This window comes from Serratia sp. Je.1.23.a, from assembly GCF_051129805.1.
Taxonomy (GTDB): domain Bacteria; phylum Pseudomonadota; class Gammaproteobacteria; order Enterobacterales; family Enterobacteriaceae; genus Serratia; species Serratia liquefaciens.
Genome location: NZ_JBCPSR010000001.1, coordinates 1435851 through 1456957 on the forward strand (window position 1 = coordinate 1435851; position 21107 = coordinate 1456957).

A 21107-nucleotide genomic window follows, 5' to 3' on the forward strand; every position below is an offset into this window, starting at 1 on the left:
CCCTGTATTACGAACCGCCTGTTTGGTCCACCAACCTTCACATCTCACGCCTTGCTGCGTGCTCAAGTGGTCGCCAGCGGCGCTCACGCATTATTGAGTGAAACAGCCAGGGCCGCCTTGCGTTTTGCAAGGCGCCGCTTCCGCTACTCTTTATCGTTTTCCGCCGTCGCCAGGTTTTGCTCGGCCTTTTTAGCTTTGACGCGTGCGATGGCCGCCGCAACCGCCGCCTTGCGAGGATCTTCTTCCGGTACGGCAGTTGCTGGTTCCGTCGGCGATTCAACGGTTTCGGCCTGCTGCGCGGCTTTCTTGGCTTTAGCGCGAGCGATGGCCGCAGCAACCGCCGCCTTACGTGGATCTTCTTCCTGCGCGGCAGCTACTGGTTCCGTCGGCGATTCAACCGTTTCGGCCTGCTGCGCGGCTTTCTTGGCTTTAGCGCGTGCAATGGCCGCCGCAACCGCTGCCTTGCGTGGATCTTCTTCCTGCACGGCAGCTGCTGGTTCCGTCGACGATTGAACGGTTTCGGCCTGCTGCGCGGCTTTCTTGGCTTTGACCCGTGCCAATGCAGCGGCCACAGCTGCCTTGCGCGGATCTTCTTCCTGCACCACAACTACCGGCTCAGCAGGCGTTCCAACTGCGTCGGCTTGCTGAGCTTCTTTCTTGGCTTTAACCCGGGCTAACGCAGTAGCAACTGCAGCCTTACGCGGATCTTCGCCCTCGACAGCAGGAGGCGTCGCTGGGGTGGCAGCCGCATCTTGCTGAGCACGACGTTCACGCGCCTGCGCTTTGCGGGCTTCGCGGGCGGCGATCATCTCGCTATTGTCCGGTGCCTCGCCGCTGATGGTTCCGGTTGCCGGCGCGGCATTTTTACTGCGCACGCGGGCCAGGGCGGCTTGTACCGCATCCTGATCGCCGTCGGTCATTTTGACGGCCGCTTTCTTGTGACGTTCTTCGCGCGCCAGTTTTTCACGTTCCAGACGGGCCAATTTGGCTTCGTAACGGGCCTTGGCTTCGGCGGTGCGCGCGGCTTCCTGATCGATGGCTTTGATTTCGGCCTTTTCCTGGCGGTAGTACTGCACCAGCGGAATATTGCTGGGGCATACAAAGGCGCAGGCACCGCACTCAATGCAGTCGAACAGGTTATGCTTGCGGGCTTTTTCGTGTTCTTCGCCACGGCTGAACCAGTAAAGCTGCTGTGGCAACAGGCCCGCCGGGCAGGCATCAACGCATAAACCGCAGCGAATACAGGACTGTTCAGGTTCTTGCGGCGCCATTTCACTGACGGAAGGGGCCAGAATGCAGTTGCTGATCTTAACGATCGGCACGTTCAGCGCGGGCAGAGTGAAGCCCATCAGCGGGCCGCCCATGACCACCATTTGTTGGGCCTGCGGCTGGAAACCGGCAAAGTTCAGCAGGTGCTGCACCGGGGTGCCGATGCGCGCCCACAGATTACCCGGTTGGCTGAGCGCTTCACCGGTAAGGGTGACCACGCGTTCGATCAAGGGTTCGCCGTCGACAATGGCGCGCTTAATGGCAAAGGCAGTCCCGACGTTTTGCATCAGCACGCCGATAGCGGAGGAGTGTTTGCCGTGCGGCACTTCCTTGCCGATCAGGATCTTGGTGAGCTGCTTGGCGCCGCCGGAAGGATATTTGGTTGGGATCACCCGCAGCGAGATGCCCGGTTGATCGCGCAACGCCAGTTTTAACGCTTCGATCGCTTCGGGCTTATTGTCCTCGATGCCGATCAGCGTCACTTTCGGCTGCAGCAGGTGGCGCAGGATCTGCGTGCCTTCGATCACTTGGTCGGCATGCTCCTGCATCAAACGGTCATCGGCGGTGATATAAGGCTCGCATTCCGCGGCATTGAGGATCAGGGTTTCTACCCCGTTCATGCCACCCTGCAGCTTGCTGGCGGTAGGGAAACCTGCGCCACCCAACCCGGCGATGCCGGCCTGATGAATCCGCTGGATCAGTTCGCCGGTAGGCAGTTGACGGTAATCCGCCACCGGTGCGCGTTCGCACCAACGGTCTTCGCCATCCGGCTGAATAATAACGCACAGCTCTGCCAGCCCTGAAGGGTGAGCGGTGATATGCGGTTTGATGGCGCTGATGGTGCCGGAGGTCGGCGCATGCACCGGCACGGTACGGCCACGGCCGACGGTCAGCGGCTGGCCTTTCAGCACGTGCTCGCCGACGTTGACGCACAATTCGCCTTCCGGTCCCAAATGCTGTTGCAAGGGGATGACGAAGGTGTCGGGCAGCGGGGCGGTACGCAGCGGTACGCCGCTGGACTGGGTTTTCATTTCCGGGGGATGGATCCCGCCGTCGAAATCCCAAATCCGGTCTTTTTTGAAGGCGGCGAACAAATTAAGCATGTTGCTCCACGTGGATCACTTGCACCGGGATCGTCTTCATATCCCACTTCCAGTTGGCGGTAGTGGTGGCGACCGGTTTCATTTCAATACAATCGGTAGGGCACGGCGCGACGCACAGGTCGCAGCCGGTACAAAGATCGGTAATCACGGTGTGCATGGCGCGCGTGGCACCCACTATTGCGTCCACCGGACAGGCCTGAATGCACTTGGTGCAGCCGATGCAGTTGGCTTCATCGATATAAGCGACCTGACGCACCGGCTCGGCGGCGGCTTCGCTGCCCAGGGGCTGCGGCTCGACGTTGAGCAGTTCGGCCAATTTCAGCATCACTTGCTCGCCGCCGGGGGCGCATTTGTTGATCATCTCACCGTTGGCCACCGCCTCGGCGTAAGGACGGCAACCGGGGTAACCGCACTGGCCGCATTGGCTCTGCGGCAGGATCTCGTCGACCTGCTCGGCCACCGGATCTTCTTCCACTTCAAAGCGGCGCGCGGCGAAGCCCAGCACCAGCCCGAACAACAGGCCGAGGGCGCTGAGCGCAGCAATCGCAATCCATAACGCGGTCATTAGAATTTCACCAGCCCGGTAAAGCCCATAAAGGCCAGAGACATCAACCCGGCAGTGATCAACGCGATGGAAGAACCACGAAATGGCGCAGGCACGTCGGCAACCGCCAGACGCTCACGGATCGCGGCGAACAGCACCATCACCAGCGAGAAGCCGGCGGCGGCGCTGAAGCCATAAACCGCAGACTGCAGGAAGTTGTAGCCGAGGTTAACGTTAAGCAACGCAACGCCAAGCACCGCGCAGTTGGTGGTGATCAGCGGCAGGAAGATGCCCAGCAAGCGATACAGTGCCGGGCTGGTTTTGCGTACCACCATCTCGGTAAATTGCACCACGACGGCGATCACCAAAATAAATGACAGGGTGCGCAGATACACCAGATCCAACGGAACCAGGATAAAGGTGTTGATCACCCAGGCGCTGACGGAGGCCAGCGTCATGACAAAGGTAGTAGCCATGCCCATGCCGATGGCGCTTTCCAGTTTCTTGGAAACGCCGAGGAACGGGCACAGGCCGAGGAACTTCACCAGGACGAAGTTGTTCACCAGTACGGTGCCGACAAACAGGAGCAGGTATTCGGTCATTGCGATGCCTAAAAAAATAAAAGCCGCCTATTATCGGGAATTGGCGGCCTGACCACAACACAGTGATAGCAAGGTTATTGCTATTTTCGCCCTTTTTTGGCGAAAATTTACACAATCATACGCACAAAACGTGCCACAACGCGCCTAGCGTTCGGTAAAGGTCCCTTTGACCCGCTTGGAACGTTTCATATAAGGCACTAACAATGCCGCCATCAGCAGGGGCCAACCCAGGCTGCGTACGGCCAACTCATCCGGCACCGGCGCAAAGGCAAAGGCTTTCACCGCCAGCAGCACGGTAATCAGCAACCACAGCAGGAAAAACTTGGGGAAGCGTTGCGAACGATGGCAGAACAGCCACAGCAGCCACAGCGTAAAGCACCACATTGCCATCGTGGTCAGCACTGAAAAATACCACTGTAGGCTAAACGCCTGAGCGTTGGTCAGCAGGTATTCGCGCGATTCCGGCATGAAAATCGCCATGGCATACAGAAGCAGCATCAGGCTGGCGCTAAGCAGGGTGACGATCAGATAGGACATCGGGGCCAGCAACCAACCGCCAATACGGTTGTAATCAGCTTGAGACATAAACGGCTTCCTGGGTAAGACATGATTCAATGTGACAGCCGCATAGCTTAGCGGGTAATGCGGGCTTCGTCATCAATATCAAGCGGATGGTCGGCGCCAGGAGGCCGGTGCAGCACGTTTGGCTACCGACGGCATGATAAGCCGCCGGTAGCAGGCCGATTAACGGCGATTAAGCTGATAGTAGGCTTCGTTCCAGCGCAGCTCATTTTTGAACGCCGGCAGGCTGGTGCTGTGGTCGATCGTCACAAACTCGATGTTATGCATCTCGGCGTAAAGTCGCAGCAGGTCGGCATCCAACGCCTGTGAGAACACGGTATGGTGTGCACCACCCGCCAGGATCCAGGCTTCGGCGGCGGTGGCAAGCGTTGGCTGAGCCCGCCAGATGGCGCGCGCCACCGGCAGTTTGGGCAACGGATGCGGTTGTTCCACGGTGTCCACCTGATTGACCAGCAGGCGGAATCGGTCGCCCAGGTCGATCAGGCTGGCATTGATCGCCGCACCGGCCGGCGTGGAGAAAATCAGCCGTGCTGGATCCGCCTTGCCGCCGATACCCAGCGGTTGTATATCCAACAGTGGCTTCTGTTCTTTGGCGATCGATGGGCAAACCTCCAGCATGTGCGAACCGACCACCAAATCGTTGCCCGATTGGAAATGGTAGGTGTAATCCTCCATGAATGAGGTACCGCCTTCCAGTCCCTGCGCCATCACTTTCAGGATGCGCAACAGCGCGGCGGTTTTCCAGTCGCCTTCGCCGCCGAAGCCGTAACCCTGCTGCATCAGGCGTTGTACCGCCAGCCCCGGTAACTGCTTCATGCCATGCAAGTCTTCAAAATTGGTAGTGAAGGCCTGGAAGTTACCCTGTTCGAGGAAGCGCTTCATGCCTAATTCGATTCGCGCCGCGTCGAGCAGGTTTTCACGCTTTTCCCCGTTGATTTGCGCCGCATCGCTCAAGACGTAGCGGGTTTCGTATTCTTCAATCAGCGTATCCACATCGCCACGGCTGACCTCATTGATCACGCTGACTAAATCACCGATGCCATAGGCATTCACCGAATAGCCGAATTGGATCTGCGCCCCGACTTTGTCACCTTCGGTCACGGCGACCTCACGCATGTTGTCGCCGAAGCGGGCCACCTTCAACTGCTGGCTGGCCTGTTTGGCGTTGGCTGCACGCATCCACTGCGCAATGCGCCGGTGCGCTTCCGTGTCTTGCCAATGGCCGGCTATCACGCTGTGCTGCTGGCGCATACGGGCACCAATAAAGCCAAATTCGCGGCCACCGTGTGCGGTCTGATTGAGGTTCATAAAGTCCATGTCCATGCTGTCCCACGGGATCTGAGCGTTGAACTGGGTATGGAATTGCAACAGCGGCTTGTGGAGGATCGACAGTCCGGCGATCCACATTTTGGCCGGCGAAAAGGTGTGCAGCCAGGCCATGATGCCGATGCACTGTGGCTGATAGTTGGCGTCGCGGCACAGGGCGGTGATTTCATCCGGCGTGGTCACCAGCGGTTTCAGCACCAGTTTTACCGGCAATCCGGCCTCACGGTTGAGATTTTCCACCACCTGCTCGGCGTGTGCCTTGACCTGTTGCAGGGTGTGCGGGCCGTACAGGTGCTGGCTGCCGATGGCGAACCAGACTTCGCGCTGCTTGAATGCGTCCATGGAGACTCCTGAATTGTCATGTCGAAATGGGGGTTCAGCAGGCTGAACCGGCGTTAGGGGCATAGCGCGGCTCGGCGGCCTGGCACCATTGCTGATAGCGTTGATAAAGCTGTTGGTAGCGGGCGACGCGCTGCGGATCCGGCTGGAGAGTGCGTTCGATGCCGCAGGCCATGTGGCGTTGTGCTTCGGGCACGCTGCGGAAATGATCGGCCGCCACCGCGGCGAAGATAGCCGCCCCCAGCGCGCAACATTGGTCTGAAGCCACGATCTGCAGCGGTCGATTCATCACGTCGGCGCAGACCTGCATGATCGCCGGTGATTTACGCGCAATCCCCCCCAGCGCCAGTACGTTGTCCACCGGAATAGACTGCTGCTCAAAACACTCCATGATGGCGCGGGCACCGAAGGCGGTAGCGGCGATAAAGCCACCGAACAGCGTCGGCGCATCGGTGCCGAGGTTCAGATCGGCGATCACGCCTTTCAGACGTTGATTGGCATAGGGCGTGCGGCGGCCGTTAAACCAGTCCAGCACCACCGGCAGATGATCCAGTGACGGTTTATCGGCCCAGGCCTCGGTCAGCGCGGCCAGCATGCCGGCTTCTATCTGTTGCAATTGGGGCTGCAGCTGCGGTTGGCTTTTTGCCGCTTCGCGCAGCGGCCAGCTCAGCAGGCGACCGAACCAGGCGTACATATCGCCAAAGGCGGACTGTCCTGCTTCCATACCGATTAACCCCGGCACCACGCTGCCGTCAACCTGGCCGCAAATGCCCTCGATGGCACGCCCGTCCACCCGCTGGCGATCGGCGATCAGGATGTCGCAGGTAGAGGTGCCAATCACCTTCACCAGGGTATAAGGCTGGGCTCCGGCCCCCACTGCGCCCATATGGCAGTCGAAGGCGCCACCTGACAGCACCACCGTGGTTGGCAATCCGAGGCGTGCGGCCCATTCGGCACTCAGTGTGCCGACCGGCAGCTCGGCGGTGTGGCAGTCGTCAAACAGCGGGTAGGGCAAATGCTCAACCAGTAATGGATCGAGTGCGGCAAAAAAGGGTTTTGGCGGCAGGCCGCCCCAGTCGGGGTGCCACAAGGTTTTGTGGCCTACGCTACAACGCCCGCGTTTCAACCGCTGTGGGGCGGTGGTCCCGGACAGTAACGCCGGCACCCAATCGCACAGCTCTATCCAGGAAGCCGCCGCCTGACGTACCTCGGCGTCCCGTCGCGTGACGTGCAGAATTTTGGCCCAGAACCATTCGGAAGAGTACACGCCGCCGATGTAGCGGGAATAATCGGGGAATTCGCCGCTGCGGCAGAGCCGATTGATGGCATCCGCTTCTTCAAGAGCCGTGTGATCTTTCCACAGCACAAACATGGCGTTCGGGTTGTCGGCAAATTCTGGCCGCAGCGCCAACACCTGGCCCTGCTGGTCGATCGGCGCAGGGGTGGAGCCGGTTGAGTCGACGCCGATACCCACGACCTGCAGCCGTTGCGCCGGGGTCATGCGCTGCACCAGACTGACCATCGCCTGTTCCATGGCTTCAATATAGTCGAGCGGATGATGACGAAAGCGATTCTCCGACGCATTGCAAAACTCACCGCGCTGCCAGCGAGGGTAATAAACCACTTCGGTATCCAGCTCCGCACCGTTTTGGCAGTCGACCGCCAACGCCCGCACCGAGTCGCTGCCGAAGTCCAATCCCAGGGCAATAGCACCTGCCGTCATGATGTTGACTCCTGATGTGTTAATACGCTGTGACAACCATAGGAGCCGAAGCGCTGGGCAGGTGAGGAGCCATTGGCTGGAAGTATGCACTTTTCTGCTTCCCACAGTGGTTTTGTGACGGCTGTCATAAGTTAACGCTTGGCGAAATTCGCTAAATATATGCACATATCTGCTGTATTCCACGGATGTGATAGCGCTCTACATTTCAGCAACAAATACCCGCTAAAACTTAAGCCGTCTTACCCCGGCTGTAAGGCAATGCCGCGAGATAAGCGCTACACCTACAGCCATTACTCTAATGATAACGTTTTCACCGCGAGCGGGTTTCGTCGCCACAGAGAACAAAATAGCGGAGAGCATCATGCATAAATTCACTAAGGCGCTGGCGACACTGGGGCTGGCGGCCGTTATGTCACATTCGGCTATCGCCGAGACCATGAAGCTGGGTTTCTTGGTCAAGCAGCCGGAAGAACCCTGGTTCCAGACCGAATGGAAATTTGCCGATAAGGCCGGTAAGGATCTCGGCTTTGAGGTGATTAAAATCGCGGTGCCGGACGGCGAGAAGACCCTGAACGCCATCGACAGCCTGGCGGCCAGCGGAGCCAAAGGGTTTGTCATCTGCACGCCGGATCCGAAATTGGGCTCGGCGATCGTCGCCAAGGCGCGCAGTTACAATCTGAAAGTGATCGCGGTGGACGACCAGTTCGTTACCGCCAAAGGCAAGCCTATGGACAGCGTGCCGCTGGTGATGATGGCCGCCACCAAAATCGGCGAACGCCAGGGGGAAGAGCTGTGGAAAGAGCTGAACAAGCGCGGCTGGAAGCTGCCGGATACCGCGGTGATGGCCATTACCGCCGATGAACTGGACACGGCCCGTCGCCGCACCGGCGGTTCTATTGCCGCGTTGAAAGCCGCCGGTTTCCCGGAAAAGCAGATTTACCGGGTACCGACCAAATCCAACGATATCCCAGGAGCGTTCGACGCCGCCAACTCAATGCTGGTGCAGCATCCTGAAGTGAAAAACTGGCTGATTGTCGGCATGAACGACAACACCGTGCTCGGCGGCGTGCGCGCTACCGAAGGCCAGGGGTTTAAGACGCCGAACGTGATTGGCATCGGGATCAACGGGGTGGATGCGGTCAGTGAGCTGTCCAAGGCGCAGGCCACCGGCTTCTACGGTTCGCTGCTGCCGAGCCCGGACATTCACGGTTACAAGAGCATCCAGATGTTGCATGACTGGGTCGAAAAGGGGGTAGAACCGCAAAAATTCACCGAAGTGACCGACGTGGTGCTGATCACGCGCGACAACTTTAAAACCGAACTGCAGAAGAAAGGCCTGATGTAATTACCGGGCCGCCCACAGCATGCTGCCGGGCGGCATTTTTAACTGCAGGAGGAAAACACTATGACTACCGCGCTGCCGTATCTGGCGTTTAAAGGCATAGGTAAAACTTTCCCAGGGGTGAAGGCGCTGGATGACATCAGTTTCAGCTGTCAGGCCGGGCAGATCCACGCGCTGATGGGGGAAAACGGCGCCGGAAAATCCACGCTGCTGAAAATCCTCAGCGGCAACTATTCGCCTACTCAGGGAGAAATTCAGCTGCAGGGGCGTTCGGTCACCTTCGCCAACACTACCGACGCGCTGGATGCCGGGGTGGCAATCATCTACCAGGAGCTGCATCTGGTGCCGGAAATGACCGTGGCGGAGAACATTTATCTCGGTCAACTGCCGACCAGGCGCGGGCTGGTGGATCGCAAACTGCTGCGTTACGAGTCCCGGCTTCAACTGGAGCATCTCGGGCTGGATATCGATCCGGATACGCCATTGAAATACCTGTCGATCGGCCAGTGGCAAATGGTGGAAATCGCCAAAGCGCTGGCGCGCAACGCCAAGGTAATCGCGTTTGACGAGCCCACCAGTTCGCTGTCCGCCCGTGAGATCGAACAGCTGTTCCGGGTGATCCGCGAATTGCGCGCTGAAGGGCGTGTGATCCTGTATGTCTCACACCGCATGGAGGAGATTTTTGCCCTCAGCGACGCCATCACGGTGTTCAAAGATGGCCGCTATGTGCGCACCTTTGACGATATGCGTCAGGTTGATAATGCCCAGTTGGTGCAGGCGATGGTGGGGCGCGATCTCGGTGACGTCTACGGCTATCAACCGCGTGAACTGGGGCCGGTGCGTTTGGCGCTCCAGGGGTTGCAAGCGCCCGGCGTGAAAACGCCGATCGATCTGAGCGTGCGTGCCGGGGAGATCGTCGGGTTGTTCGGCCTGGTCGGCGCCGGCCGCAGCGAGCTGATGAAGGGGATCTTTGGCGCCACGCGGGTCAGTGCCGGGCAACTGATGCTGGATGGGCAGGTGCTCGCCATTCGCTCGCCAATAGACGCTATTCGTGCCGGCATCATGCTGTGTCCGGAAGACCGCAAGGCGGACGGTATTATCCCGGTGCATTCGGTACGCGACAATATCAACATCAGCGCGCGGCGGAACAGTGTCCGCGCGGGTTGTCTGATCAACAACGGTTGGGAGGCCAGCAACGCCGAGCATCATATACGTGCGTTGAATATCAAAACCCCAAGCGCCGAGCAGCTAATTATGAATCTGTCCGGCGGTAACCAGCAGAAGGCGATTCTGGGGCGTTGGCTGTCGGAAGACATGAAGGTGATCCTGCTGGATGAACCGACACGCGGCATCGACGTTGGCGCTAAACACGAGATTTATAACGTGATTTACCAACTGGCGCAGCGCGGCATCGCGGTGCTGTTCGCTTCCAGCGATCTGCCCGAAGTCCTGGGGCTGGCGGACCGTATCCTGGTGATGCGGGAAGGGGCCCTGTCCGGTGAGTTACTCCATGATGACGCCAGCGAGGAAAAAGCCCTCAGTCTGGCGATGCTGCGCACCCCCGAGATTGCCCCCGATACCGCTGCGGCGGTGGCCTGAAAGTGAAGGAGAAAGAGATGTCGACCATAACGACCGATTCCGTGAAAAACCGCAGCGGCCAGGGGCTGGCGCGGATTTGGGACAGCTACGGCATGCTGGTGGTGTTCGCGGTACTGTTTATCGCCTGCGTGCTGTTTGTGCCTAATTTCGGCTCATTTATCAATATGAAAGGGCTGGGGTTGGCGATATCCATGTCCGGCATGGTGGCCTGCGGCATGCTGTTTTGTCTGGCCTCCGGCGACTTTGATCTGTCAGTCGCGTCGGTGATCGCCTGCGCCGGGGTCACTACCGCGGTGGTGATCAATATGACCGAAAGCCTGTGGATCGGCGTGGGCGCCGGTTTGCTGCTGGGAATGGTCTCCGGGTTGATCAACGGTTTTGTTATCGCCCGGCTGAAAATCAACGCGCTGATCACCACCCTGGCCACTATGCAGATATTCCGCGGGTTGGCATACATCATTTCCGACGGGAAAGCGGTAGGCATTGAAGACGAGCGCTTCTTTACGTTGGGTTATGCCAATTGGCTGGGGTTGCCTGCGCCCATTTGGATCACCGTAGCCTGTCTGATCCTGTTCGGCTTCCTGCTCAATAAAACCACCTTTGGCCGCAATACGCTGGCGATTGGCGGTAACGAGGAGGCGGCCAGATTGGCCGGGGTGCCGGTGGTACGCACCAAGATTGTGATCTTTATGCTGTCCGGGCTGGTTTCCGCCGCTGCCGGCATCATTCTGGCTTCGCGTATGACCAGCGGTCAGCCAATGACCTCGATCGGCTATGAGCTGATCGTGATCTCAGCCTGCGTACTGGGTGGGGTTTCGTTGAAAGGTGGTATCGGTAAAATCTCCTATGTCATCGCCGGTATCTTGATCCTCGGCACGGTGGAAAACGCCATGAACCTGCTGAACATCTCACCGTTCTCGCAGTATGTGGTGCGCGGCGTGATCTTGCTGGCGGCGGTGATTTTTGACCGTTACAAGCAGCAGGCCAAACGTCGGATTTAGAAAATCGGCAACCGCGTTCACAGTTCTGTTATCGGCTCAGGCAGTTCTCTGCCGGGCCGATACACTTGTTCAGGATAGTTCTATCAGCCGTTCCGGGAGGACAGATGTACCATCGCATGGCACAGGAACCGCAGCCGAACCCGCTGTTGCCGGGTTACACCTTTAACGCCTATCTGGTGGCGGGGTTAACGCCCATCATGGCGGACGGCCCGCTGGATTTCTTTATCGACCGCCCCGGCGGCATGAAGGGCTATATTCTCAACCTGACCATCAAGGGCCAGGGCAAGGTGTTCGACGGCGAAGACACCCTTTACTGCAATCCTGGCGATCTGTTGCTGTTTCCCCCCAAGGCGGCGCATTACTATGGGCGTTCGCCGGACAGCGACTGCTGGTATCACCGCTGGGTGTATTTCCGACCGCGAGCCTACTGGGCCGACTGGCTGGAATGGCACAGCAAAACCCATGAGGTCGGGCGTTTAACTTTACCGAACAATAATTTACTGCTGGAGTTCGACCGGCTGTTCGCCAATATCGAGCAAACGCAGCGTTCAGGCCGGCGTTTCGCCGAAGAGTTGGGGATGAACCTGCTGGAGCGTTTGCTGCTGCGCGCGATGGAAGAGGATCCCCTCAGCCCACAGAAAATCATGGATCCCCGGGTGATAGAGGCCTGCCAGTTTATTACCGGTAATCTGGCCGGTGAGTTGCGCATCGACGAAGTGGCGCGCCACGTCTGCCTGTCGCCTTCGCGGCTGGCGCATCTGTTCCGTGAGCAGGTGGGTATCAATATTCTGCGCTGGCGCGAAGATCAGCGGGTGATCCGCGCCAAGCTGCTGCTGCAGACCACTCAGGAGTCGATTGCCACCATCGGCCGGGTGGTGGGTTATGACGATCAGCTCTATTTTTCCCGCGTATTCCGCAAACGGGTCGGGGTCAGCCCGAGCGATTTTCGCCGCCGTAGTCTGGAGATAAACTATCCGGCCAGGAATCAGCGTGAGACGCCTTATGCTGTGGCTACAAATTAACATTACATTTACTTCTTGTTCCCGCCAGCGTCATGGTGTCAAATCTGACTGGTCTATTGCGAGCCAGTAAGAGGAAACACCATGGCAGAAAAAATTCGGGTTGGGCTGGTCGGTTACGGCTATGCCAGTAAAACCTTTCATGCGCCGCTGATTGTCGGCACCCCAGGCGTAGAGCTGGCTGCGGTTTCCAGCAGCGATGCCGGCAAAGTGCACGCAGACTGGCCATCGATGACGGTAGTCAGCGATCCGCAGGCGCTGTTTAACGACCCCTCTATCGATCTGATCGTCATTCCTACACCCAACGATACCCATTTCCCTCTGGCGCAGCAGGCAATGGCGGCCGGCAAGCACGTGGTGGTGGACAAGCCTTTCACCGTGACGTTGTCACAGGCGCAGCAGCTGGAGCAGCAAGCGCAGCAGAGCGGCAAGCTGCTGTCGGTGTTCCACAATCGCCGCTGGGACAGCGATTTTCTGACGCTCAAGGCATTGTTGAAAGAAGGCGCGCTTGGTGAGGTGGTTTATTTCGAGTCTCATTTCGATCGTTTCCGCCCGGAAGTGCGTCAGCGCTGGCGAGAGCTGGGCGGTGCCGGTAGCGGCATCTGGTATGATTTGGGGCCGCATCTGATCGATCAGGCACTGCAACTGTTCGGCAAACCGGAAACGCTGTATGTCGATCTGGGTGAACTGCGTCCGGGCGCACAATCGGTGGACTATTTCCACGCGATATTGAACTACGGCAAACGCCGGGTCGTTCTGCATGGTACCGTGCTGGCCGCGGCGGAAACCGCACGTTATATCGTGCACGGGACTCAGGGTAGCTTTATCAAGTTTGGGCTGGATCCGCAGGAAGACCGCCTCAAAGCGGGCGAGCGTCTGCCGCAGGCCGATTGGGGTTACGACATGCGTGATGGCGTAGTGACATTGTCACGTGATGGCGTGCTGGCGGAAAAACCTTTGCTCAGCATTCCAGGCAATTACCCAGCCTATTACGCGGCTGTCCGCGATGCGATTAACGGTGAGGGTGAAAATCCGGTCACGGCTGCTGACGCCATCCAGGTGATGGAAATGATCGAGCTGGGGATTGAATCTGCGAAACAACAAAAGGCGTTGCCGGTAGTCTGACCGCGGCGTTTTATTCTCAGGGTTCGGCGTGCCGAACCCGTCTTACTCCTCGAGGGATCCTGACCCATGTCCTGGTTGCAGCGTCTGCGCATTGATAAATTTTTGCTGGTATTGATTCTGGTGGTGATTGTCGCTTCGGTTTTCCCCTGCGAAGGCAGATGGGCAACCTTTTTTGATCATCTGACCACCGCGGCTATCGCGCTGTTGTTCTTTATGCACGGTGCCAAGCTGTCTCGTGAGGCGATTATCGCCGGCATGGGGCACTGGAAGCTGCACTTGGTGGTGTTTCTCAGCACCTTTGCGCTGTTCCCGCTGCTGGGGCTGGCGATGAACCTGATGGTGCCGGGTTTGATGACACCGACGGTTTATCTGGGCTTCCTGTACCTGTGCGCACTGCCGGCCACAGTTCAGTCGGCGATTGCCTTTACTTCGGCGGCGGGCGGTAACGTGGCGGCCGCGGTGTGCAGTGCTTCGGCATCCAGCATTCTCGGTGTTTTCCTCTCGCCGCTGCTGGTCGGGGCGCTGATGCATACTCAGGGCGGTAATACCGATGTGTTGCACGCCATAGGTTCGATCATTTTGAAACTGATGGTACCCTTTGTGGTTGGGCATTTGGCCCGGCCGTTAATCGGCAAATGGGTCGATCGTCATCGCAAGCTGATCAATCTCACTGACCGTTCATCGATTCTGCTGGTGGTGTATACCGCTTTTAGCGCTGCGGTGGTGGAAGGGATTTGGCACAAGATTGACGGCTGGTCGCTATTGACCATTTTAGTGATGTCGCTGGTGTTGCTGACGGTGGTGCTGATTATCAACACCTATGCCGCGCGCTGGCTGGGGTTCAATACTGCCGACGAAATCACCATCGTGTTCTGTGGTTCGAAAAAGAGCCTGGCGAACGGCATCCCGATGGCCAACGTGCTGTTCCCGGCGGCGGCGGTGGGTGCCATGGTGCTGCCGTTGATGATTTTCCATCAGGTGCAGTTAATGGTGTGTGCCGTACTGGCGCAGCGTTACGCGCGTAAAACGGCCAAGCAGCGCGCAGAAGCAGGCGCGTTGACCGCGAAATGAAATAAATAAAAAGGGCGCTTGGCGCGCCCATTTTCACTTAGCCCTGCACTTTATCGCGCAGCGCCTGTTTTTCCTGTTCGCTGAGGAACGCCATTTTCAGGCCGTTTTCCTGGGCGGTGCGGATTTCAGCTGGCGTCAGGCCGGCTTGCGGTGCCGCCACGCGGTATTCGTGTTCAATTTCAATACCCTGTACGGCCGGGTCATCGGTATTGATCGACGCCATAACGCCGTGGCGCAGGAACTTCGCCAGCGGATGCTGCGCCAGAGAAGGCACGGTGCTGGTCTGAATGTTGGACGTCAGACAAGATTCGATACCGATGCCATGCTCGGCCAGGAAGTCCATCAGTGCCGGATCCTCAATCGCTTTCACGCCATGGCCAATACGTTCGGCACCCAGTTCGCGGATCGCCTGCCAGATACTTTCCGGACCCGCGGCTTCACCTGCGTGTACGGTGATGCGCAGGCCGGCGTCGCGGGCGCGGTTAAAGTGGCTGAGGAACAGGCTGCCAGGGAAGCCGAGTTCGTCGCCGGCCAGATCCAGTGCGGTAATACCGTCGCGGTGCGCCAGCAGGCCTTCCAACTCTTGTAAACAGGCCGCTTCGCCGAAGGTACGGCTCATGATGCCGATCAGGCGTACGTCGATACCCAAATCGCGCGAACCGGAACGAACGCCGTCAATCACGGCTTCCACCACCCCAGCCACCGGCAACTGATGTTTCATCGCCATGTAATACGGCGAGAAGCGCAGTTCGGCATAGTGCAGACCGGCATTGGCCGCATCCTCGACGTTTTCGTAGGCGACCCGGCGGCAGGCGTCCAGATCGCCCAGCACCGCTACGCCCCAGTCCAGCTTCTGCAGAAAGCTGACCAGATCCGGTTCGGCGTGAGTGATTTGCACGTGCGGACGCAGCGCCTCCAGTTCGTTGGCGGGCAGGGCAAGGTTAAACTGACGGCCCAGGTCAAGAATGGTTTGCGCACGGATATTGCCGTCAAGATGGCGGTGGATGTCGGTCAAGGGGAGGCGTGGGTCAATCATGATGTGCACTCGTTATTTTGTTGTAGGTAAAGTGCAGATCAGTATAAAAACAAAATGATGAAAATTGCCATTGTGTTGCATAAAAAAGTGACGACAATCACATTAATGTTGCTGGTTGCTGCATTTATGCGCCAAAGCGGGAGCGCGCCACTCCCGCATTGATGTCGGTAACAGAGCTTATCCGACCCTCAGTTTTGCGATGTTTTTTTCCTGGATATCGCCGACGCCGTGCTGCACCAGCCAGTGGTTAACCCTGTCGATGTCCAGCGGTTGTGCCTGCTCGATACGCAACACCGGGCCCAGGGCCATCGGCATGGCGCGATCGGCCAGCGCCCGCAGTTCGGGCAAGTACTCCGCGCCGGGGTGGCCTTTGGGACGCTGACCGGTACGGGCGGCGTAGCGTTCTGCGGCCAGTTCACCGGATATTTGGTTCCACACCTCCAAAACTTGCGTCACGCCCGCCTCGCGCAGGTACTGGCGTAGCTGTTCTCTGGACTGAAAGCCAAACCAGGCGTCGATGACATAGATGCAGCGCAGGGGCGCCTGCGCCACCATTGACCAGATAGCCTGGTATGCGGCATAACCCAACTGACGGTTCAGTTCGCGGTTTATGTTATCCAGGCGTGCCATAAAAGGTTCTTTGATACCGTCGAGGGAGAGATAAGGCAGATCAAAATGGTGCGCCAGCGCGCGGGCAACGGTGCTTTTACCGGAAGCCGGAACGCCATTGACCAAAATAACGGTTTTACCGTCGCTATCTGTCGAAGTCATAATATTTCCACCACCTCTTGCCAGAGTTTTGCGGCGCGTAACCGTTCGAGCCGCGGCTTGTTATCCAGCAAATCCACAATCGCGCGGATGCCTTCCTCAATGTGGCTGTTACTGTCGGTCGCCCCGAACAGGATCACGATGTCGGCCTCTTCACTGTCTTCGAAGGCGATCGGCTGCTCCAGCAGCACCATGCTGAAACAGTTTTTGATCACGCCGCATTCCGGGCGCGCATGGGGAATGGCAATGCCTTCGTCGAAGACGTAATAAGCCCCATGGGCCAACGTGTTGCTGATCACCGCCTGATAATAGGATGCGTGAATATAACCGTTTTCGACCAGGGGCCGGGCTGCCAGCTCAATTACCTTCTTCCAGTCGGTTTCCTGCACGCCGACCTGTATCGCACCGGCTTCTATGAGCAGTTGTTTAATCGTCATCATATTCCCTCACAGAGACTTCCTGATAATATTGCGCAGCTCATCCATTTTAATAAAAATTCCATCGATCTGCTGACGATAGCTTTTATTTTTGGCATAAATCTTTAATGCGCGATTATAAGCCAGCATTAAAGCCTTATGAATTTCGCTATCCGCCGGCGCTGTGGCCAACTGCTGTTCTAATACACTAATTTCGGCTGATATTTCATTGGCTTCGACATTCTGTAGGCCGTGATCAAGTTCTTTGTTTCGCGTACTTTTCATAAAATTAAACATGACCTTCTCCACAAATTAAGCGTGAACTTTCCAGCCCCGACGGGCGCCGGGGCACCAGGGTTGTGGGTTTTATAAAAAAGAAAATAGGGCAGTGATTATTTAAACAGGCCGATCTTTTCCGTTAATACCTGGGTAACGGCATTGTTGGCGGGGATCAGGAATTTGCGCACGCTGTCATTGACCTTGCCCTTTTCAAAGGTTTGTTTGCATCGGTCTACCCATTGCACGTTCATCTCGGTGCCCACGTTCACTTTCTCGATGCCACCGGCTACCGCGAGCCGCATATCCTCATCGCTGACGCCGGTACCGCCATGCAGCACCAGCGGGGTACCTGTGGCGGCGGTGATTTCCGCCAGACGCTGGTGCTGGATATGCGCCTTGCCGGTATAGAGCCCGTGGACGGTGCCTACCGAGACCGCCAGCATATCGACCCCGGTTTCATCGACAAAGCGCTTGGCATCTTCCACCGTGGTAAAGCAGATATCCTCTTCCGCCACCGCCTTACCGTCTTCGGAGCCGCCGATGGCACCCAATTCGGCTTCTACCGACACGTTATGTTGACGAGCAATGTCGATCACTCGACGGGTATTGGCGATGTTCTCATCCATTTCCAGGTGCGAACCGTCATACATTACCGAACTGAAGCCTGCGTCAATCGCCGTCTCGATGGAGGCAATGTCAGAGCAGTGATCCAAATGCAGGCAGGTGGGAACATCCTCGCTTTGGGCCAGAGAACGCACCGAATCAACCAGCAGCCTGTAACCCAAATATTCGGCAGTACCGGTCGAAATCTGGATCATCAACGGGCTGTGCATACTTTTGGCCGCTTTGAAAAAGGCCGGTAACATTTCCAGACAGTGGAGATTGAATGAACCTATCGCCTTGAAATCTCGGGCTTTGGCCACTGACAACAGCTCGTTGAAATTATAGAGTTTCATGGACTTTTTCCTCATGGTGCTTGGTTGATTTACCGTTAACAAACCACGCAATCAGCGTGACGAAGGCGATGAACAGGGCGATGAATAGCCAGTTGCCCTGGAAAGCATGTCCCATCACCAGCCCACTGCTGATGACGTCGGAGTCGCTGAAGGTCACCCCGACAAAGCCGTAACTTTCCAGCATCGGTACCAGAATGGCCGGCAGGAAGGTGATAAACAGGCCGTGAACAACCCCGCCAATCATGGCGCCGCGACGGCCACCCAGCGCATTACCGAAGATGCCTGCGGTGCCGCCGGCGAAGAAGTTGGTCAGCAGACCGGGCAGGATCATCGCCAGACCGAACATTGGGAAAACGATCATGCCGATGATTGAGCCAAGGGTGGTGGCGAGGAAGCCGACGATCACCGCGTTGGGGGCGTAAGGGAACAGCACCGGACAATCCAGCGCCGGTTTGGCATCCGGCACGACGCGCAGGGCGATACCGCGGAAGGCGGGTACCAGCTCATTGAGCAGCAGGCGTACGCCGCTATAGAGGATAAATACGCCGGCGACAAACTGGATGGCCTGCATAAAGGAATACATCAGGTAGTTCATGCCGCCGGCATACTGGACGATATACTGCGGACCGGCAGCCAGCGCCGGGATCAGATACATCGGGATCATCACCACCGCCATCGACAGGTAGGTGTCCTGCAGGAACTTGAAGTTATCGGGCAGCTCCAGGTCTTCGGTAGAGCGGGAGCCCTTACCGACCACCTTGGCGACGGCAGCCTGTACCAGATAACCGATGGTGCAGAAGTGCCCCAGGGCCACATCGTCCGAACCGGTGATTTTGCGCACCACCGGCTGGGCCAGCGCAGGCATCAAAACCGCCATCACGCCGCCGAATATGCCGCCGGTCAGAATCAGCGGCATGCCGGTCAGCCCGGCCTTGTAGCCGATCACTGCCCCTATGGTGGCCATCCACAGCAATGCCTGGCCGGTCAGGAAGATGTATTTGAACGGAGTAATGCGCGCAATGATGATATTCACCGCGAAAATTACCATCAGGGTTAGCGCCACTTCTGAACCCAACTCGCGGTTGGCCAGGCCGGCGATGGCGGCGACGTCGGTGATATAACCGGTCATGCCGAACCCTTGGGTGAATATACTGTTCAGATAGGTCAAGGCACCGACAATAATGTTGATGCCCGCCATCATGATCAGGAAACCCAGCAGGGTTTTGAAGGTGCCTTCGGCCACTTTGCCGATGGATTTCTTCTGCAGCAATAGCCCCAGCATGGCGATAAAAGCGACCAGAATGGAAGCCTGGCCCAACAGATCTTTGACGATAAAGTCAATCAGGCTATTCATGGCGGGTTTCCTTCATGTCACGTTCTTTCAGGAAGGCCACGATCTTTTGCTCAATTTCCACTTTATCGGTAAGCCGATGCAGAATAATGACCCGCTTCTTTTCCTCTTCGCTGGCGTCGGCATTTAAAATATCGGCGAAGGTTTTCTGGGTAAGAATAATATCTGATTTAAAGGCGCTGGCCTCAGAGATAGTAGTGTGATCAATATCTGCCTCAATCTCTAATTTCTTCAGCACCGCTCTTGCGCTCATTTCGATGGCAAAGCTGGAGCCGAGGCCACAGCCACATACGCACAGTATTTTAAGCATGGATATCTCCTCAGATTATATTTAATTGCCTGGCGAGTTTGTAATGGTGTCCTTCGGTATCAACCAAACGTTTCTGCATGCTGATTAAATCGATGGGAATAGGTTGGTTGCCGGCATTAATAATGATTGCCTTGTTCTTCATTCCTGAATAAATACAGCGAACCACTTCGCTGGCCATAATGGTCCCCTGATAAATCTCTTCGCCGGTCGGTTCACCATTGCGCAGACCGTAGCCCATAATCGTTTTACGAATACGCACGCCAATTTTGGGCTCCAATTGTTTAATCATGGTGTCGATAGCGCCTTGAAAACCGGGCGAGTATTCTTTGGTATAACCCTCTGAGCACAAAATAATCACGCTATTTTGCTGCTCAAGTCGTTGAGTTATTTTTTCTGCCAGCTGATTCAAGGCATATTGGCATTCCGGGATCAGGGCAAAATCCGCATTGGATTTGATGGCCGATTGCAGCGTCAACTCCCCGCAGTAACCGCCCAGCAGCTCAATCATGAACACGCGTCCGGGCAGGGCGCGCCCGGTGTTTCTCAGTTTTGAAACTTCTTTTATCACCTGTTCGCAGGCGGTGGAAAAGCCAATGCTGTAATGACTGCCGAAAACGTCATTGTCGATAGTCATCCCCACGCCAAAACAGTTAATACCGAATTCACTGAGCGTATTTAAAAACTGCAGCGACCCGTCACCGCCGGCCATAATAAGCACGTCTGTGTGCAAGGCCTTAAGCTGTTTGCTGATGGTTTCATATTCTCCAGCCGTCAATTTCTTGGCCGTGCGGCCGGAAGAGATTATCGGCATTGATGAAATGGAGAAATCAACCAAATCGCGTTGGGCAATAGGATGGTGCTGATTAGCCAATAATCCGGGGATGCCGCCGTTAAACAGAATGATATCTGCCTGCGCCAACCTGGCGACCTGGAAAATAAAGTTATTGATCCCGGTGACATCGCCGCCGCTTATTACTACGCCAATCTTCATATACCTGTCTCCAGCTAATTCCGTGGAGCTCATTGTCATTTTTGGCATCGGTAAAATTTGCAGGCGACATCACAAAACTATCACAAATATTTTTATAGATGGCCTTGACAGGCTTGCCGGCAGGATTAATTTTGCGAAGGAGATCTCATTTTATTTTTGTCGGCTTCGAGATTTTTAGATGATGATTATTAATAATCAACGAGTTGCGTTCACGTCGCGTTAAGGCCGGCTTTACCGTCATCAATGGCGAGGAGCAAAGAAATAAGTTTAATGAAGTGTGATAACTCTCGCATTTTTATTCGATACGCTGAGTGTGACGTTAATAAATACGCGGATAAAAGAAATAGCCACGTAT

The 21107-nt window shown here is 56.8% G+C and carries 20 protein-coding genes; 6 read left to right on the forward strand and 14 right to left on the reverse strand.

The genetic code is table 11. From position 1 onward, the window contains the following. Positions 1-143: 143 nt before the first annotated feature. The 6 genes from rsxC to AAZT04_RS07010 form a co-directional block, all read right to left on the reverse strand. Positions 144-2372: an electron transport complex subunit RsxC gene (gene rsxC, locus AAZT04_RS06985; protein ID WP_434679395.1), complete on the reverse strand. Its 2229-nt coding sequence runs from the start codon at positions 2370-2372 to the stop codon at positions 144-146. Then, entirely contained in the window at positions 2365-2937 is a 573-nt protein-coding gene (gene rsxB / locus AAZT04_RS06990) for an electron transport complex subunit RsxB (protein ID WP_004943888.1), read from the reverse strand. The genes rsxC and rsxB overlap by 8 nt, the downstream gene beginning before the upstream one ends. Continuing rightward, complete coding sequence (gene rsxA, locus AAZT04_RS06995; RefSeq protein WP_004938443.1) at positions 2937-3518, reverse strand: electron transport complex subunit RsxA; 582 nt, start codon at positions 3516-3518, stop codon at positions 2937-2939. The genes rsxB and rsxA overlap by 1 nt, the downstream gene beginning before the upstream one ends. A 144-nt stretch (positions 3519-3662) precedes the next feature. After that, on the reverse strand, positions 3663-4103 hold the full coding sequence (locus tag AAZT04_RS07000; protein WP_020826716.1) for a DUF2569 domain-containing protein: 441 nt from the start codon (positions 4101-4103) through the stop codon (positions 3663-3665). Positions 4104-4262: 159 nt separating this feature from the next. Next, a complete protein-coding gene (araA, locus tag AAZT04_RS07005; protein ID WP_434679396.1) occupies positions 4263-5768 on the reverse strand; it encodes an L-arabinose isomerase in 1506 nt (501 codons plus the stop codon). A 34-nt stretch (positions 5769-5802) separates the two neighbouring features. Continuing rightward, entirely contained in the window at positions 5803-7488 is a 1686-nt protein-coding gene (locus AAZT04_RS07010; protein WP_434679397.1) for a ribulokinase, read from the reverse strand. A gap of 361 nt (positions 7489-7849) precedes the next feature. On the opposite strand from AAZT04_RS07010, the gene AAZT04_RS07015 reads away from it, so the two are divergent. The 6 genes from AAZT04_RS07015 (at position 7850) to AAZT04_RS07040 (ending at position 14645) form a co-directional block, all read left to right on the forward strand. Continuing rightward, positions 7850-8833: an arabinose ABC transporter substrate-binding protein gene (locus AAZT04_RS07015; RefSeq protein ID WP_434679398.1), complete on the forward strand. Its 984-nt coding sequence runs from the start codon at positions 7850-7852 to the stop codon at positions 8831-8833. Between the two features lie 60 nt (positions 8834-8893). Next, on the forward strand, positions 8894-10429 hold the full coding sequence (gene araG, locus AAZT04_RS07020; RefSeq protein WP_048760901.1) for an L-arabinose ABC transporter ATP-binding protein AraG: 1536 nt from the start codon (positions 8894-8896) through the stop codon (positions 10427-10429). Between the two features lie 17 nt (positions 10430-10446). Beyond that, positions 10447-11430 carry an L-arabinose ABC transporter permease AraH gene (gene araH, locus AAZT04_RS07025; RefSeq protein WP_020826721.1) on the forward strand — a complete coding sequence of 328 codons (984 nt, stop codon included), beginning with the start codon at positions 10447-10449 and terminating at the stop codon, positions 11428-11430. A gap of 104 nt (positions 11431-11534) precedes the next feature. Beyond that, positions 11535-12452, forward strand: a complete 918-nt coding sequence (gene araC / locus AAZT04_RS07030; protein WP_020826722.1) for an arabinose operon transcriptional regulator AraC — start codon at positions 11535-11537, stop codon at positions 12450-12452. 81 nt (positions 12453-12533) lie between these two features. Continuing rightward, positions 12534-13574 carry an oxidoreductase gene (locus AAZT04_RS07035; protein ID WP_434679401.1) on the forward strand — a complete coding sequence of 347 codons (1041 nt, stop codon included), beginning with the start codon at positions 12534-12536 and terminating at the stop codon, positions 13572-13574. 66 nt (positions 13575-13640) lie between these two features. Continuing rightward, on the forward strand, positions 13641-14645 hold the full coding sequence (locus AAZT04_RS07040) for a bile acid:sodium symporter family protein (RefSeq protein ID WP_046373668.1): 1005 nt from the start codon (positions 13641-13643) through the stop codon (positions 14643-14645). A gap of 37 nt (positions 14646-14682) precedes the next feature. On the opposite strand, the gene add is transcribed toward AAZT04_RS07040, so the two are convergent. The 8 genes from add to AAZT04_RS07080 all read right to left on the reverse strand — a co-directional run bounded on the left by add (position 14683) and on the right by AAZT04_RS07080 (position 20752). Next, positions 14683-15681, reverse strand: coding sequence for an adenosine deaminase (gene add, locus AAZT04_RS07045; protein WP_129982931.1), 999 nt, complete (start codon positions 15679-15681; stop codon positions 14683-14685). Between the two features lie 177 nt (positions 15682-15858). Beyond that, the gene (locus tag AAZT04_RS07050; protein WP_115058918.1) at positions 15859-16452 is read right to left on the reverse strand and encodes an AAA family ATPase; all 594 of its coding nucleotides are present in this window, start codon (positions 16450-16452) and stop codon (positions 15859-15861) included. Further along, entirely contained in the window at positions 16449-16886 is a 438-nt protein-coding gene (locus AAZT04_RS07055; RefSeq protein ID WP_041415363.1) for a PTS sugar transporter subunit IIA, read from the reverse strand. The genes AAZT04_RS07050 and AAZT04_RS07055 overlap by 4 nt, the downstream gene beginning before the upstream one ends. 9 nt (positions 16887-16895) lie before the next feature. After that, entirely contained in the window at positions 16896-17162 is a 267-nt protein-coding gene (locus AAZT04_RS07060) for a hypothetical protein (protein WP_129982930.1), read from the reverse strand. Positions 17163-17257: 95 nt separating this feature from the next. Next, positions 17258-18100, reverse strand: coding sequence for a class II fructose-bisphosphate aldolase (locus AAZT04_RS07065; RefSeq protein WP_048760913.1), 843 nt, complete (start codon positions 18098-18100; stop codon positions 17258-17260). Beyond that, the gene (locus AAZT04_RS07070; protein WP_129982929.1) at positions 18087-19454 is read right to left on the reverse strand and encodes a PTS sugar transporter subunit IIC; all 1368 of its coding nucleotides are present in this window, start codon (positions 19452-19454) and stop codon (positions 18087-18089) included. Before AAZT04_RS07070 ends, AAZT04_RS07065 begins: the two co-directional genes overlap by 14 nt. After that, the gene (locus tag AAZT04_RS07075; protein WP_020826731.1) at positions 19447-19761 is read right to left on the reverse strand and encodes a PTS sugar transporter subunit IIB; all 315 of its coding nucleotides are present in this window, start codon (positions 19759-19761) and stop codon (positions 19447-19449) included. The genes AAZT04_RS07070 and AAZT04_RS07075 overlap by 8 nt, the downstream gene beginning before the upstream one ends. 10 nt (positions 19762-19771) lie before the next feature. Further along, positions 19772-20752, reverse strand: a complete 981-nt coding sequence (locus AAZT04_RS07080; protein ID WP_129940511.1) for a 6-phosphofructokinase — start codon at positions 20750-20752, stop codon at positions 19772-19774. Positions 20753-21107: the final 355 nt, after the last annotated feature.

Bases quoted from the DNA above. Each gene is read 5' to 3' on its own strand.
- rsxC (WP_434679395.1), bottom strand. From the start codon at position 2,372: ATGCTTAATTTGTTCGCCGCCTTCAAAAAAGACCGGATTTGGGATTTC.
- AAZT04_RS07070 (WP_129982929.1), bottom strand. From the start codon at position 19,454: ATGAATAGCCTGATTGACTTTATCGTCAAAGATCTGTTGGGCCAGGCT.
- AAZT04_RS07055 (WP_041415363.1), bottom strand. From the start codon at position 16,886: ATGACGATTAAACAACTGCTCATAGAAGCCGGTGCGATACAGGTCGGC.
- AAZT04_RS07000 (WP_020826716.1), bottom strand. From the start codon at position 4,103: ATGTCTCAAGCTGATTACAACCGTATTGGCGGTTGGTTGCTGGCCCCG.
- AAZT04_RS07035 (WP_434679401.1), top strand. From the start codon at position 12,534: ATGGCAGAAAAAATTCGGGTTGGGCTGGTCGGTTACGGCTATGCCAGT.
- add (WP_129982931.1), bottom strand. From the start codon at position 15,681: ATGATTGACCCACGCCTCCCCTTGACCGACATCCACCGCCATCTTGAC.
- AAZT04_RS07015 (WP_434679398.1), top strand. From the start codon at position 7,850: ATGCATAAATTCACTAAGGCGCTGGCGACACTGGGGCTGGCGGCCGTT.
- araH (WP_020826721.1), top strand. From the start codon at position 10,447: ATGTCGACCATAACGACCGATTCCGTGAAAAACCGCAGCGGCCAGGGG.
- AAZT04_RS07060 (WP_129982930.1), bottom strand. From the start codon at position 17,162: ATGTTTAATTTTATGAAAAGTACGCGAAACAAAGAACTTGATCACGGC.
- AAZT04_RS07010 (WP_434679397.1), bottom strand. From the start codon at position 7,488: ATGACGGCAGGTGCTATTGCCCTGGGATTGGACTTCGGCAGCGACTCG.
- AAZT04_RS07080 (WP_129940511.1), bottom strand. From the start codon at position 20,752: ATGAAGATTGGCGTAGTAATAAGCGGCGGCGATGTCACCGGGATCAAT.
- araA (WP_434679396.1), bottom strand. From the start codon at position 5,768: ATGGACGCATTCAAGCAGCGCGAAGTCTGGTTCGCCATCGGCAGCCAG.
- araG (WP_048760901.1), top strand. From the start codon at position 8,894: ATGACTACCGCGCTGCCGTATCTGGCGTTTAAAGGCATAGGTAAAACT.
- AAZT04_RS07075 (WP_020826731.1), bottom strand. From the start codon at position 19,761: ATGCTTAAAATACTGTGCGTATGTGGCTGTGGCCTCGGCTCCAGCTTT.
- AAZT04_RS07040 (WP_046373668.1), top strand. From the start codon at position 13,641: ATGTCCTGGTTGCAGCGTCTGCGCATTGATAAATTTTTGCTGGTATTG.
- rsxA (WP_004938443.1), bottom strand. From the start codon at position 3,518: ATGACCGAATACCTGCTCCTGTTTGTCGGCACCGTACTGGTGAACAAC.
- AAZT04_RS07065 (WP_048760913.1), bottom strand. From the start codon at position 18,100: ATGAAACTCTATAATTTCAACGAGCTGTTGTCAGTGGCCAAAGCCCGA.
- rsxB (WP_004943888.1), bottom strand. From the start codon at position 2,937: ATGACCGCGTTATGGATTGCGATTGCTGCGCTCAGCGCCCTCGGCCTG.
- AAZT04_RS07050 (WP_115058918.1), bottom strand. From the start codon at position 16,452: ATGACTTCGACAGATAGCGACGGTAAAACCGTTATTTTGGTCAATGGC.
- araC (WP_020826722.1), top strand. From the start codon at position 11,535: ATGTACCATCGCATGGCACAGGAACCGCAGCCGAACCCGCTGTTGCCG.